A 13,771-nucleotide genomic window follows, 5' to 3' on the forward strand; every position below is an offset into this window, starting at 1 on the left:
CAGTGCAGTGGCGCTAACTTACCGCCGAGACAAAACCAGACGCGCGGCGAATGCCAGAAAAATAACGCCTGTCGTTCGGTCCATCCACTTCACTACAGAACCGCGACGCAAAAAACGCGACAGCGGACGCGTGGCGGTAATCAGCGATTCGGTTAAGGTCACGGTAATTCATCGCTCCAACAGGGAAATACAACATGAGCGCACCATTCTCCTCGAGAATGATGCAAGATAGCTGGCAAACTATCCTATATTAATCTCTACGTAATATACGGCAGAGCCTGACCCTGCCAAACAATTCTCTTCAACCAAGCCATATAACGCCACATCACACAACAACAGCGAAAAAATGAGATGCGCAGACTTAATGACTTAGAAAGCTGGTTAATCAATCAGTTGCCGGAAGTAGCAGAAGACCTCAACCCCGGTGCAACGCACGACGAGCTTGATGCTTTTATACAGCACATCGGCGTGGCAGTGCCGGAAGATTTTCTGACGTTGTACCGCTGGCACAACGGACAGCGTATGGCGCAGAAAACTGGCCTGTGGTACGGCCTGAGCTTTTTACCTCTTACACGCGTCATGCAAGAGGTCGATGGATGGCGAGAGGTTGTGAACACATCGAGTGATGACGATCTCGCCAGTTTGAATGGCGCCATGTCATCCACGCCTCCCGGCTACGTAAAGCGCCTCTATGCCAACCCACTGTGGGTCCCCTTCGCGTATGACTGGGGCGGTAACTATCTGGCTATCGATCTGGATCCCGATACGCAAGGCACGCGTGGACAGGTGATCAACTGCGGACGTGACGAAGAAAGAAAAATTGCCATCGCCTCCAGTCTCGATGCCTTCGTCCACTGGATGATGGAGGAGCTACACGCAGGCAACGTCAACATCCGTCTTGAGGATGACGGCGGCCGGAGTTTCAACACGCTGTGGCCAGAGAAATACCATTTTCTCGATTCATTGGCTGCCATATTTACCGATACACCACCGCCAGCAGATACTTCGATAACATCAGAAAAATCAATCTGGTCCTGGCTCTGGAAGCGTCAATAAACTCCCCTTATTGGCACCTCTCCACTAGGCTATCCGGCAAGCATGATCCACGATACAGGCGCAATACCATGATAAAACGCTTCTTCCTCACGCTCGCTTTATTGACGCTTTCCGCATCGTCACTGGCGCAAGATGTTCTGCCAGACGCGGTGAAGAGTATCGAAAAACAGGGCATTACGATCATCAAACCCTTCACTGCACCCGGCGGCGTGCAAGGCTGGCTGGGCAGCTATCAGGGCGTAGGGGTGACCATCTACTTAACGCCGGATGGTAAGCATGCCATTTCGGGCTATATGTATGATGAGAAAGGCAATAATCTGAGCGAAGCGCTGATTCAGCAGGAAGTGTATGTGCCTGCTGGTCGGGAGATGTGGCAGAAATTACAGCAGGCGCCGTTTATCACCGAAGGAGCGAAGGATGCGCCGCGTAAAATCATCGTCTTTGCCGACCCGTTCTGCCCGTACTGCAAACAGTTCTGGCAGCAGGCACAGCCGTGGGTGAAAGCAGGAAAAGTCCAACTGCAAACGCTACTGGTCGGTGTCATTAAACCGGAAAGCGGGCGTTATGCCGCGGCGATTCTTGCCGCCAGCGATCCGGCCAAAGCCTGGCATGAGTATGAGCTATCGAACGGCAAAACGGTGCCTCCATTCCCTAAGGACTCATCACGCGATATCTGGAATAACATTCAGCATAATCAGCGGCTAATGGATGAATTAGGCGCGAACGTCACGCCCGCCATCTATTACCTGAATGATAAGAATGAACTACAGCAAGTGGTCGGGCTGCCGGATGAACAGCAGTTGGCGGAGATGATGGGGAAATAAGCACAGGAGGGGATTACCCTCCTGACGTTTTCTTTTAGCGATGCGACCAGTAAGCCATAAAGTTGATTGTCTCTTTATCAAGGTGGCGCTCGTCGAGCAGATAGCGGCGCAGCCGTTTGATGGCGGAGGACTCTCCCGCCACCCATGCGTAAAACGGACGATGCGCCGTTGCCCGCTCCCACAGTAGCTCGTCTTCCGGCGTTTCCTGTGCGATTTCATCACGGTTGGTACAAGCGCTGGCAGGAATCTTCACGTCCTGTTGTACCGCAGCCAGCAGGCGTTCGCCCCATACTGTGCTGCCCGTTTCCTCACGCGGCAGCCAGTGAATCTGGGCAAAAGGGAAATCACCTGGCGTCACGCAGTCAGCCACTTTTGGCACTTCAAAAAAAACCTGTACCGACGGTGGAGAAGGCTGAGTCGCTAGCTGTTCAAGAATCCCCATTGCCGCAGGCAGCGCCGTTTCATCCGCAATCAACAGCACTTGTTCAACACCCTCGTGTGGTGCCCACTCATAACCGCCGCTGTCACCATCGGCCTCTGCATTGGGGGCAACAATCTGTAGCGCATCGCCCGGCTTCGCGTGATTCGCCCAGCTTGAAGCAGGCCCAGTATCGCCGTGCAGCACAAAATCAACCGTTGCCTGCTGTGACTCGTGTGAGACAGAGCGCAGCGTATAGGTGCGCAAAATCGGACGACGCTCGCGCGGCAGCGCCAGATAGTCCTGATACCAGGTATCGCTCACGGCCATAGGGGTCAGTTCCCCGCTTTCACTAGCGAGCAGCAGTTTGATGCGCTGATCCGGCGCGTCCAGTTTCATCTGGCGCACTTCCGGGCCGGTGAACACACAGCGAATCAATGAAGGCGAGAGCAGCGTCTTGCTCTCTAAACGTAAATTGAACAGCCGATAGGCGGAAGACGTTGTACGGGTAGCTAAAGACATAGTGAGAAAGCCGGTATGTTTTGTAAGGGAAAAGTCATTAATCGGGATAAAACCCATTCACCGCAACTTACCATAAACAAAACACTAACGATAATCATTATCACCACTCAGATGAATGTCGTGATAAAAGCGGCATTTTCTTCATCCCGTTGGCAGGAAGCCATTCGGAGCGGGTATAAAAAACCATCAAAAGACTTGTTAACAGGTCTTTGATTGCTTATTTTAAAGACCTATTAACCGGTCATTAAAGGTCTATCATGCCAAATATTATATTAAGCGATACCAGTGCTAGCGTCAGTGAACTGAAAAAGAACCCAATGGCGACGGTCAATGCTGGTGATGGCCTGCCTGTCGCTATCTTGAACCGCAACCAACCTGCGTTTTATTGCATTCCTGCGGATCTCTACGAAAAAATGCTGGATGCGCTGGACGATCAGGAGCTGGTTAAGCTGATCGGTGAACGTAAAAACCAGCCGCTGGTTGACGTGGATTTGGATAGTTTCCTATGAGTTATCGCGTCAAATTCAGGGAAGATGCGCTAAAAGAATGGCTCAAACTCGATAAAGCTATCCAACAACAATTTGCCAAAAAACTAAAAAAATGCTGCGAAAATCCCCATATTCCTGCGGCAAAGTTACGGGGAATGAAGGATTGCTACAAAATAAAGCTCCGAGCATCAGGCTTTCGTTTGGTTTATGAGGTTATTGACGACGTATTGGTTATCGCCGTGGTAGCGGTAGGCAAACGTGAGCGCAGCGGCGTCTATAATCTGGCAAGTGAGCGGATGAGGTAGCCGGATTAGACTAGCCATAAAAAATGCTGATCAAATAGTTACTATTCAACCAGCACATTTTCATCTTCCAGAAAAGCCGTCAGGCCCGCTTTCCTACTCCATTACCGCATCGTCACAAACTCTTCCGAGGCAGTCGGGTGGATAGCGACGGTGTTGTCGAAGTCTTTCTTGGTTGCGCCCATTTTGACAGCGACCGCGAAGCCTTGCAGCATTTCGTCCATACCAAAACCGATGCCGTGGATGCCAACGATTTTTTCTTCTTTGCCTACGCAGACCAGCTTCATGCGGCACGGCTGGCGGTGCTGCGTGACGGCGGTGTACATCGCGGTGAAGGCAGATTTGTACACTTTCACCTGATCGTCGCCGTATTGCTCACGCGCCTGGGGCTCGGTCAGCCCGACCGTGCCAATCGGCGGGTGGCTGAAGACGACGGTCGGGATGTTGCTGTAATCCAGATGTTCATCCGGCTTGTTGTTAAACAGACGTTCGGACAAACGACGCCCCGCCGCGACGGCAACTGGCGTTAACTCAACAGCGCCAGTGTTATCGCCCACCGCGTAAATGCCAGAAACGTTAGTGTTCTGGAATTTATCGACGTTGATGTAGCCCTTGTCGTTCAGTTCCACACCGGTGACGCTCAGGTTCAGGTTATCCGTCGCGGGTTCGCGACCTATCGCCCAAATCAGGCAGTCAACAGTCTGTGACTGACCGTTTTCCAGCTCCAGCGTCAGGCTGCCATCGGCATTCTTCACAATCGCTGTCGGGATCGACTCGGTATGCAGCGTCGGCCCTTCGGTGTTCATCACTTCCACCAGCGTATCGACAATCAGCGGATCAAAGCTGCGCAGCGGTGCGTGTTTACGTACAAACAGGTGGGTTTCAGAGCCCAGCCCGTTCAGTACCCCAGCAATCTCTACCGCGATATAGCCTGCACCGACAATCGCGGTGCGCTTCGGCAGCGCATCCAGTTCAAAGAAACCGTCGGAATCAATGCCGTATTCCGCACCGGGAATATTAGGGTGAACCGGACGACCGCCCGTCGCAATCAGGATATGATCAGCCGTGATTTTCTCGCCGTTCACTTCCACCGTGTGCGCATCGACAAAGCGGGCAAAACCGTGGATAACATCGACCTTATTCTTACCCAGCACGTTGTCGTACGACTGGTGAATGCGATCGATGTAGGCGCTACGGTTCTTAACCAGCGTGCCCCAGTTAAACTGGTTTACCGTGGTATCGAACCCGTAATCCGGCCCATACTGATGGATCGCTTCGGCTATCTGCGCCGCATGCCACATCACTTTCTTCGGCACACAGCCGACGTTGACGCAGGTGCCGCCCAGATATTTTGCTTCGATCAACGCACATTTTTGTCCATACATCGCCGCGCGGTTGATAGATGCGATACCGCCGCTGCCGCCGCCAATAGCAAGGTAGTCATAGTGTTTGGTCATCAGTGTATCCATGCTTAAGTGAATAAAATTTGCCTAGAGTGTAACGCCAGAGCCATACGCCGAATAAAGGTTATACCTATGGTTACGATAGGAAAAGCCGACCGCGTCGCCCACCGCAATCGCGTGTATTACTCTGGTACGATTTGCTCCACCAGCGTATGTCCGGTGCCTTCCGGTACCAGCACGCTATGCAACCACGGCAGCACACTCTTCATCTGAGATGCCAGCTTCCACGGCGGGTTAATCACAATCATGCCAGACGCCGTCATGCCGTAGCGATCGCTGTCCGGCCGCACCGCCAGTTCAATTTGCAGAATGTTGCGAATGCCCGTGGCTTCCAGCTCTTTCAGCATGCGTTTGATGTGCTGACGCAACACCACCGGATACCACAGCGCAAATACGCCTGTGCCAAAGCGTTTATGCCCTTCCTGAATGCCTTTCACCACGGCCTGATAGTCCGTTTTCAGCTCATAAGGTGGATCGATCAGCACAAATCCCCGACGGGAAAGCGGCGGCAGCTGTGATTTCAACTGCTGATAGCCATCGTCACGCAGCACTTTGGTGCGCGAATCTTTCTGGAATTCATTGCGCAGCAGCGGGAAATCGCTGGGGTGAAGTTCGGTCAGGTGGAGCTTGTCCTGTTCACGCAGCAACTGGCGGGCAATCAGCGGGGAGCCGGGGTAATAGCGCAGCCGCCCATTGTGGTTATAGGTGTGCACGGCCTGCATGTAAGGTTCGAGTTCAGCCGGAATGTCGTCACGCTGCCAGATTTTCGCGATGCCATCCAGATACTCCCCCGTGCGCTCGGCGTGTTCGCCACTGAGCTGATAGCGGCCAGCACCCGCATGGGTATCCAGATACAGGAAAGGTTTTTCTTTCTCTTTCAGGGCAGTGATGATCAGGCTCTGAACGGTGTGTTTCAGCACGTCGGCGTGATTGCCGGCATGGAAACTGTGGCGGTAACTTAGCATGCTTGCTTTCCGGTGAAGTTTTCATAAATAACGTCGATTAACCGACAGTATAACCGTCTGCGACGGAAAATATCCCGTCAAACACTCCCCTCTGCGAACCGTCCCGCAAACCGGCCATTTTTATCGTCTTAAATCAGTAAATTGTGAAAAATGGCCGTTTTTCATTCGATTGAAAGCTACCGATATTCAGGCACATAAAGTACGATCGCACGCTAACCATGATGGAATTGGATGTTATTCTGATGGAACCTGAATATCAGCGCTGGCTGATGGCGCTTTCCGCCCCGATGGTCGCACTCAATATCAAGTACGGCGCCCGCTTCTGCGATCCGACCTTTTATGAGCCCGGTGAACCCATCAGTCTGAGCAACAGTTGGGGTATTACGTCCCGCGAAGGACTGATCTCAATGATTAACGATATGACAGACGGCGGCCACGCCGAGCGTCTGGCGTATAACTATCACCTTTGGCACCACCTGACGACATCCGAATGGCAGCAGCACTGCGCCAATCAAGCTGAAGAAGCGCAAGGTGCACTCGCACTGGTGAGCGAAACGGCCGCGTTATGCGGTGAAGGCGGGATCCGCGCCTGGGATCTGGGTCGCATGAGTTTCCTGAGCCGTATCGGATTACTCAACGGCTGGATTAGCGAAAAAGAGAACCTGTGGATTCACACCCGGCTGGCCGACAGAGCGCGTTACTATTACCGCAGTTGGGAAAATTATTACGCTGCGTTCCTGATCGGCCGCACCTACTGGCTCGGCTCGGATGAGGAAGATACAGAATGCCAGCGCTACATTTTCAGCAACTGTAGCCAGATTCCTGACTACATTGACCAGATCGGCACACTCTATACCCACTCGGACTGCCCGATTCATGACCTCGACTGGGATGTTGATCCGATAGAAATGGATAAGCCCGAGTCCTTACCAGAAGCGGAAATATAATGGACACACTGTGCTGGCAGCGACTAGGCATTGAACCGACTCAGGATCTGGATGTTATCCGCCAAGCTTATCGTCAAAAAGTGCCGCAGTTTCACCCGGAAACCGATCCCGAGGGCTTTAAACAGCTGCGCGAGGCGTACGATACCGCCTGCAAGCTGGCGAAAAATCCCGTACCGTCGAGTGATGAAGAACAGAGCGCTACCGAACCACACGACGCCTCATCGGCAACCGAGAATGACTCTGCCGAGCAGGCCGATCCCCAGATAGAAGTGCTGGTTAACGCATTTGAGCTGCTGTTAAACAATCCAGAAGAGCGCTTCGTTCCACTGTATTGGGAACGCTACATTCAGCTGTTGAATCAGCAGGCTTTTGAGGTGATCGATCGTATTCGCTGGCCGCTGCTTCAGCGACTGATGCGTGAGTCTTGCATCTCAACCCTCTGTGTCCGCGTGCTGGCCGAACGCCTGCGCTGGCAACAGCGACAGGGAGAGCTGTCCGGCGACGGGGTGGAAGATGTCCGCCATTTCCTCGACTCGCTCGGCTATGAGGATCTGTTTGATTTTTCCCTGCTATCGCACCTAAACATGCCCGCACAGTTGGAAACCATCTTCTACTTCCAGCAGGCGAATGGGACGTACTGGAATCGACCCGCATTGATGTTGGGCACGTTGCTGCGCACTCCGACCGCGATTTATTGGCCCGACAGCCCGGTGCTGATGCAAAAGCTCGCACGCTGGCACAGCCACGCTGGCGTTCCCAACGCCATGCTGCGTGATTACTGCCTGCAACAGTGGGACACAACCCCGAACGACGCGGAATGGCTCGAACTCAGCGCTAGCCTCTGTTCGCTTACCGGAGAGAACGAGCAGGCCTTCACGCTGTGGCTGACGCTTTATCAACAAACCCACCACGCGCAGGCAGAACAATGGCTGATTAACTGGTGTAAACAGCACCAGCCAGATGCCCTTCCCTTACTGATTCAGTCGTTCAACTCTACGCCAGCGCCAAACCTGACAGGGTTAGCGCTGGACGATCCGCGCCAGCGTTTCTTCATTTCTCAGCACAACACCCAAATGCTGATACGCTGGGGAGAAGCGCTGAAACTGCCGCTGTCACCCATGGTGGAAAGCTACGCCAGATGGAAGTTGGGTAAACAGGAGCTGAAGGACATCTACCGACACCTGCTACTACACAGCGGGGACGCGATTCAGGATCGCCTGTATTGGCACGCCAGCATGTTAACCGTGGGTAATGAACGCCTGTTGCAGGACATTCTGGCGCAGCCGTTGCCCGAGGAGCCGCTGTATGCGTTGATCTTACAGGGATTACAGTTTCAGGCGACACAACGCCTATCCTGGCTGGACACCTCCGGTGCGATTCATACCTTCACGGAATGGCTGTATTCGCCGTCAGAAGAGGCGCTGCCCAACGTGTTCGCCAACCAGAAATCGTCCGCCTGGCTACAAGCGCAAACCTGGCTGCGACAATGGCGTCCGCTGTCGCTGAATCAGTTGAACAAGCTGTATAGCAGCGGCATACATACGGAGGAAATCGACCCGATCAATGATTGTCTGGTCGAGCTGTCCGCACGCTACCGGTGCGATGCGTCTCTGGTGCCGCAAGGGGTAGAGCAATCGCAAGAGATCAGTGCCAAAGCGGAACTGAGACAGGCTATGCTGATCGCATTAATGATGACCGATCCAGCGTCTTGTCTGGGCTTGCCGCGTCAATCGGTGTTACCTGAACTGGCCTTAACCCACCCTGCGCATTCGCTCTCTCAACGCTTCCGCAAGGCGGAATGCCACGATGGTGATGCGGTGACGCCGTTGAAAAAACAGCTCGATCTAACCGACCCATTACACTATCACTGCTGGATGAACTTCCCCGTTTCTATTGAGGAATATCTTGGCAGCACGGAAACTTACAGCGAGTCCGCTGCCAGCCATTTTTATCTTACCGATGAGCATTGGCAGACGGAACTGGCGAAATCGCCCATCATCTACCAGATCTTTTTCCACGCGTTTTATGCCCTTGTGGGAGAGGAAGGACAGGCCGAACAACACCTTGAGCAACTTGCGGCTATTCCTGTGGAAACGGAGCAGGAAGAGGCGATCCGTACCGCCTTTGCCGAAGGGTCGGATGAACTGGAGAAACAGCTAAAACAGCTCTCCGACGACAAACGGGTCACGCTCATCGGCAAGCTGATTCAGAATTGTGCGAAGGATGACACGTCCTTATTCGATAACAGCGATCAGGAATTTCTAACCGAGCATCTGTCCTATCCGCACGAAGACGTTACGCTGAGATTGGTGTCGAAAGTGCTGCTGCAATGTGCCGATCGGCGTGAACGTCAGTTCCAGGCATCACAGGCTAAAAAGAGCTACTGGTGGCAGCTCTGGCGCACGAACGCTCGCATCGGCCGTCTCGGTTTTCTGATGCAGGCTGGGTTGGGAAGCTATTTTCTCTATCGCGCGAGTGACTGGATCGGGTCGCCACCGGCGTCTATTGAAGGGCTACTGATGGTGCTCATCGTGCTCAATCTGCTGAGTGCGACGCGTCGACGCTATAACGATATCGGCTCCAATATGCCGTGGGTGATGAGTTTCTTCACCCTACTCATACCGCTGTTTCTGCTGCTCCCCTTGCTGACACCGAGCCTTAACCGCTGGAACCAATTCGGGCCGCCGCCAACTGGCAAGAAAACCGAAACGGACACCATACCTAGCTGACAACAGCGAATCGGGCGGCGTAGCAATGACACGCCGCCCAAACATCACCGAAATACCTCATCCAGATACCGCTCAATACGCTGCCGCGCTTCGTCAATTGCCGGTGCATATTGCCCTGCCAGCGCCTGTTCAAAATCCCGTAGCCAGAAACCGATCTGCTCCCTCTCTTCCAGACGCGTCTGCGCCCAGGCTTTTTCCAGCCGCGCCAACAGGTTGCGGTTCATCAGGTTATCTCTAGGGTGAATCTTCAGCGCTTGCAGTTTCTGGTGGCTTTTCTGCTGTTGCTCGGCACTCAGCCCCGTCGGGCTGCGATCGATCACTTTCGTGAAGGTATCGCCGCTGTCCGGCAGGTTAACATCCACTTCCAGCAGCCCATTGATGTCATAGCTGAAACGCACCTCGATGGATTGCTTATAAGATTTCGCTTTTATCGGCATGGTGAATTCATCGATAAACACGTTGTTATCGACGTAAGGGCTCTCCCCCTGATAGATCGCGATACAGATGTTGTCCTGCCCGGCAGAGCCAGTGGAAAACGTCTCGACCCGCGAGGTCGGCACCACCGTATTGCGCTCCAGTATCGGGGAAAACAGGCCATTTTGCTTATCGTTGGCGGTCTTAATCCCGAGGGTGTACGGGCAAACGTCAGTCAGGATCACTTCTTCGATATCCTGCTCGCGCAGCCGACAAGCGGCCTGCACCGCCGCGCCCTTGGCGACAACGGTATCCGCATCCAGATGCTGATAAGGTAACTTGCCGAACAGCCTGACCACCAGCTTCTGGATAATCGACATCTTCGATGCCCCACCGACCAGCACTACGTGGTCTAGCTGCTCCGGTTTCAGGCGGGCATCGTGCAGCGCCTGTTCTATCGGCGCACGAATGCGGTTCATCAACGGCAGCCAGGCCGCTTCGATTTCTTCATTATCCAGTACGATGCGCCACTCTTCCTCGCGCCAGTGCCATACCAGTTCATTCGATTGAGAAGGAAAGCCGGGCTGACATTTCAGCGCTTCTGCATGGCTGTAAAGACGTGCCAGATCCGTTGCGGGAATCGCCGAATCCTCAAGTTTCCACGCTTTCAGACAGGTTTTCACCATCGCCTGCGTGAAATCTTCTCCCCCCAGATAGTTGTCGCCCGCCGAGCTATGCACTTCGATCAGCGGAAACGCATATTCCAGCACGCTGACGTCGAAAGTGCCGCCGCCTAAGTCGAAGACCAGCGTACGTCCCAGTTCCTGCGTGTGTAAGCCATAGGCCATCGAGGCTGCGGTGGGTTCATTGATTAAGCGAACCGCATTCAGCTCTGCCAGTTCCGCTGCAAAACGCGTCTGCTTACGCTGTTCATCGCTGAAATAGGCTGGCACGGAGATCACCACGTCCTTGATAGGGTGCCCAAGGTAACTTTCCGCATCAGCTTTGAGTGATTTCAACACCATGGCCGACAGTTCGGCGGGAGAGAACGTTTTATCCCCGAGCCGGAAGGTTTTCTTGCTCCCCATGTAGCGCTTAAAGAGCGACGCCGACACCTGTGGGTGCGTCGTCAAACGAGAAATTGCAGGTTTGCCGACCAGAATACTGCCGTCTTCATCAATACTGACGGCCGAGGGAGTGAAGTTATCATTCAGCGCATTCGGTATCAGGCGGGCCTCGCCATTTTGCCAAACGCTAATCAGGCTGTTCGTCGTGCCCAGATCGATACCAATCGCCAGAGAAGCGTCTTGCGGGTGCGTCATGCTGTTATTCCTTATTAACCATTCCGTACACTACCTATTCCCAGAGTGCCCATCAGGCGCAGATCAATAGCCCGTTCGGCGAGCAGGGCAATAGTATATACATCTTGCTCAGGAAAAGACCGCACGCGACGGATTCAGGAATATTTTTCAACAGGTCTGGTGAGTGATAAATAAGCGTTATATTATTTACTATATAACGATCATTTACGGAGCATTATCATGGGAAACCATTTTGAGCGGGGTGTCCTCGCGGGGTTGAGATCCGCCAATCCAAAATCCACCAACGACATTAATCCCTACTGCTACGACTATCGGCGCGGCTATATCTGTGGCTATGCTCACAATCTGGCGGAAACCAAAGGCGACCGCCAGCAGGCGGCCTTCGAGGCAGGATTATTGTCACGCCGTTACGGGCTGGAGCGGGAGCGAGTCGCAGAGTTCTTTACTGAACAAGGCAACCCTTACGCGATTCGGTTTTTTTATGCGGGCTATGACGCGCACACGCCACGTTAGTGGATACCCGCTAGCGGCGCACTTCCCGTAAATCAAAGCTAATGGGGATAGTGATGGTGAGCTGCACGTTATCCCCAATCACTTCTGCTGGTGGAGCCGGAAGTGGCTGAGCACGCTGCGGCAAAGCGACAGACTCCTTATCCAGCGGCACCACACCGCTGCTGCTGGCTAACGAGACGGCCAGCACACTCCCCGTCCGATCCAACGTCACGCGAATCTGGGCGACCCCCTGCAATCGCTGCCGCGCCGCCTGTGCCGGATAACGTTTATAGCGGCTCAGGTGCGCCAGCAGCTGGCTGCTCCAGTCCGCAACCCCTTTGCGCATCTGCGCGGCATCGCTGTTATAGGGCGCAGCGACTTGCTGGCTGCTGCCCGGCAGCGGTGCGCTGGTGACGGGCGCGGGCGGTTTTTCTGATGGCGCCACTTCTTCCTGTGGCGTCGTCTCCTGCTCCGGTTTTTCCATTTTTTTGTGGGGGAGTGATCATTTTTACATAGCTAATGGAGAGAGTCTGGGATAGCGCGACGCCTTTAATGACGCGGCTTTCGTGGGATTTCAGAGATTTTGCATAGCCCAGAGAAAAATGAGCAAAAGTCGACTTTTTTGTATTTAAAACTGCATAGTTTCGAGCGCCGATTGATCCTGTTTAATCGGCATTTAAACCACTATTAAATTGTCCTGCCAAACCACACAACTCGACCAATGATTGCAAAATCTTCCGGCTTGTTGTTCATGTCTACTGTAAATGGCTCATACATCGTGTTTGTGCTTGATACTTTCAACATGCCCCCTGGCAGACGTTGAATCAGTTTCACCAGCAAATGGCCATCCATTCTCAATACATAGATTCCCTCTTTAGGGTCTTTATCAGCGCCGTTAACCAGAATGTTGTCGCCATCGTTCAAAATGCCTTCTAATGACGAGCCATTAACCGTTATGACAAACAAGTGGTGTGGATCTGCGTGTAGATGGTTGCTCACCCAGTATCTGCGAAACGCCATGGGAAATGTGGGTTCTTCGTTATCATTCCATGCACCATGCCCTGCTGCCGCCTTTACATCGTATCGCGGGATAAATACAAACTCACTCAAGTCCACATTTCTTCCAGACATATCAACGGCATTAGAATTAACCATTACCTTCTCTGGTTCGCCGTACCCACCTTTTCCTGTTGCTAACCACTCGATTGAACATCCAGTTTTATCAGCCAGCGCTACCAGGTTGTCTAACGTCGGTTGCGTGGTACCTGAAAAATACTTGTGCATGGCTCCATATGAGATGCCAGTTTCTGTAGAAAATGAGCGAATGCTTTTATCACCTATCGCTATTCGCAATCTTTCTGCAAAAGTGGTTCCTTTAGTGTCACTCTCAATAGGAACAATGGTTCCATTTTTATCGCCTTGTTCCTTATCTTTGTAACTCATTGATTCCTACCTCACTTATCCAGTGACTCTTAATTCGATAGTAATTTCACAAAAAGAACCATTAAGAGCTTGACTGGTTCCTTTTGTTGATCAACACTTATCCTACAACGAGTTAATCATTTGAGTTATTACTATGCATAATCAGCTAGAGTCTCAGAAAATTATCAATAATGGAATCAAAAACGATGATTGGCATCGTGCCGACATTATTGCAGCCCTTAAAAAACGTGGAACCTGCCTTGCTGACTTATCTCGCAAAGTTGGTTTGAACTCCAGAACATTGAGCAATGCCTTAGACCGCCGTTACCCGAAGGCTGAGCGTATTATTGCTGATGCTATCGGGGTTCAGCCCGCTGATATCTGGCCGACCAGATATTAAGGGGGGC

At 52.8% G+C, this 13,771-nt stretch carries 14 protein-coding genes and 1 pseudogene; 8 read left to right on the forward strand and 7 right to left on the reverse strand.

The window, feature by feature from the left end:
• Positions 1-18: 18 nt before the first annotated feature.
• Positions 19-147 (reverse strand): annotated as a pseudogene (locus EO763_RS21720) (LysE family translocator); the annotation flags it as partial.
• A 204-nt stretch (positions 148-351) separates the two neighbouring features.
• Between EO763_RS21720 and EO763_RS21725 the strand changes: the two are divergent.
• Entirely contained in the window at positions 352-1,056 is a 705-nt protein-coding gene (locus tag EO763_RS21725) for an SMI1/KNR4 family protein (protein WP_161530186.1), read from the forward strand.
• Between the two features lie 68 nt (positions 1,057-1,124).
• The gene (gene dsbG / locus EO763_RS21730) at positions 1,125-1,880 is read left to right on the forward strand and encodes a thiol:disulfide interchange protein DsbG (protein WP_161530187.1); all 756 of its coding nucleotides are present in this window, start codon (positions 1,125-1,127) and stop codon (positions 1,878-1,880) included.
• 34 nt (positions 1,881-1,914) lie between these two features.
• On the opposite strand, the gene EO763_RS21735 is transcribed toward dsbG, so the two are convergent.
• Positions 1,915-2,820: a siderophore-interacting protein gene (locus tag EO763_RS21735; protein WP_161530188.1), complete on the reverse strand. Its 906-nt coding sequence runs from the start codon at positions 2,818-2,820 to the stop codon at positions 1,915-1,917.
• Positions 2,821-3,077: 257 nt separating this feature from the next.
• On the opposite strand from EO763_RS21735, the gene EO763_RS21740 reads away from it, so the two are divergent.
• Positions 3,078-3,329, forward strand: a complete 252-nt coding sequence (locus tag EO763_RS21740; protein WP_010281712.1) for a type II toxin-antitoxin system Phd/YefM family antitoxin — start codon at positions 3,078-3,080, stop codon at positions 3,327-3,329.
• On the forward strand, positions 3,326-3,613 hold the full coding sequence (locus tag EO763_RS21745) for a type II toxin-antitoxin system RelE family toxin (protein WP_044207310.1): 288 nt from the start codon (positions 3,326-3,328) through the stop codon (positions 3,611-3,613). Before EO763_RS21740 ends, EO763_RS21745 begins: the two co-directional genes overlap by 4 nt.
• A gap of 101 nt (positions 3,614-3,714) precedes the next feature.
• On the opposite strand, the gene gorA is transcribed toward EO763_RS21745, so the two are convergent.
• Both gorA and EO763_RS21755 read right to left on the reverse strand, forming a co-directional pair.
• Positions 3,715-5,067 carry a glutathione-disulfide reductase gene (gorA, locus tag EO763_RS21750; RefSeq protein ID WP_161530189.1) on the reverse strand — a complete coding sequence of 451 codons (1,353 nt, stop codon included), beginning with the start codon at positions 5,065-5,067 and terminating at the stop codon, positions 3,715-3,717.
• A gap of 128 nt (positions 5,068-5,195) precedes the next feature.
• Complete coding sequence (locus tag EO763_RS21755) at positions 5,196-6,038, reverse strand: 23S rRNA (adenine(2030)-N(6))-methyltransferase RlmJ (protein ID WP_103160431.1); 843 nt, start codon at positions 6,036-6,038, stop codon at positions 5,196-5,198.
• 218 nt (positions 6,039-6,256) lie between these two features.
• Between EO763_RS21755 and EO763_RS21760 the strand changes: the two genes are divergently transcribed.
• The gene (locus tag EO763_RS21760; protein ID WP_161530190.1) at positions 6,257-6,985 is read left to right on the forward strand and encodes a DUF1266 domain-containing protein; all 729 of its coding nucleotides are present in this window, start codon (positions 6,257-6,259) and stop codon (positions 6,983-6,985) included.
• Positions 6,985-9,714, forward strand: coding sequence for a J domain-containing protein (locus EO763_RS21765; protein WP_161530191.1), 2,730 nt, complete (start codon positions 6,985-6,987; stop codon positions 9,712-9,714). Before EO763_RS21760 ends, EO763_RS21765 begins: the two co-directional genes overlap by 1 nt.
• A 44-nt stretch (positions 9,715-9,758) precedes the next feature.
• Here EO763_RS21765 and EO763_RS21770 read toward each other — a convergent pair whose 3' ends face one another.
• Positions 9,759-11,450 carry a molecular chaperone HscC gene (locus tag EO763_RS21770; RefSeq protein WP_039474412.1) on the reverse strand — a complete coding sequence of 564 codons (1,692 nt, stop codon included), beginning with the start codon at positions 11,448-11,450 and terminating at the stop codon, positions 9,759-9,761.
• Between the two features lie 219 nt (positions 11,451-11,669).
• Between EO763_RS21770 and EO763_RS21775 the strand changes: the two genes are divergently transcribed.
• Positions 11,670-11,963: a DUF2623 domain-containing protein gene (locus EO763_RS21775; RefSeq protein WP_005968196.1), complete on the forward strand. Its 294-nt coding sequence runs from the start codon at positions 11,670-11,672 to the stop codon at positions 11,961-11,963.
• A gap of 10 nt (positions 11,964-11,973) precedes the next feature.
• Here EO763_RS21775 and EO763_RS21780 read toward each other — a convergent pair whose 3' ends face one another.
• Complete coding sequence (locus EO763_RS21780) at positions 11,974-12,426, reverse strand: energy transducer TonB family protein (protein WP_244322027.1); 453 nt, start codon at positions 12,424-12,426, stop codon at positions 11,974-11,976.
• Positions 12,427-12,629: 203 nt separating this feature from the next.
• Entirely contained in the window at positions 12,630-13,385 is a 756-nt protein-coding gene (locus EO763_RS21785) for a LexA family transcriptional regulator (RefSeq protein ID WP_208851971.1), read from the reverse strand.
• A gap of 133 nt (positions 13,386-13,518) precedes the next feature.
• Between EO763_RS21785 and EO763_RS21790 the strand changes: the two genes are divergently transcribed.
• Positions 13,519-13,764, forward strand: a complete 246-nt coding sequence (locus EO763_RS21790) for a helix-turn-helix domain-containing protein (RefSeq protein ID WP_039493654.1) — start codon at positions 13,519-13,521, stop codon at positions 13,762-13,764.
• Positions 13,765-13,771: the final 7 nt, after the last annotated feature.

Source organism: Pectobacterium odoriferum, from assembly GCF_009931295.1.
GTDB classification, from domain to species: domain Bacteria; phylum Pseudomonadota; class Gammaproteobacteria; order Enterobacterales; family Enterobacteriaceae; genus Pectobacterium; species Pectobacterium odoriferum.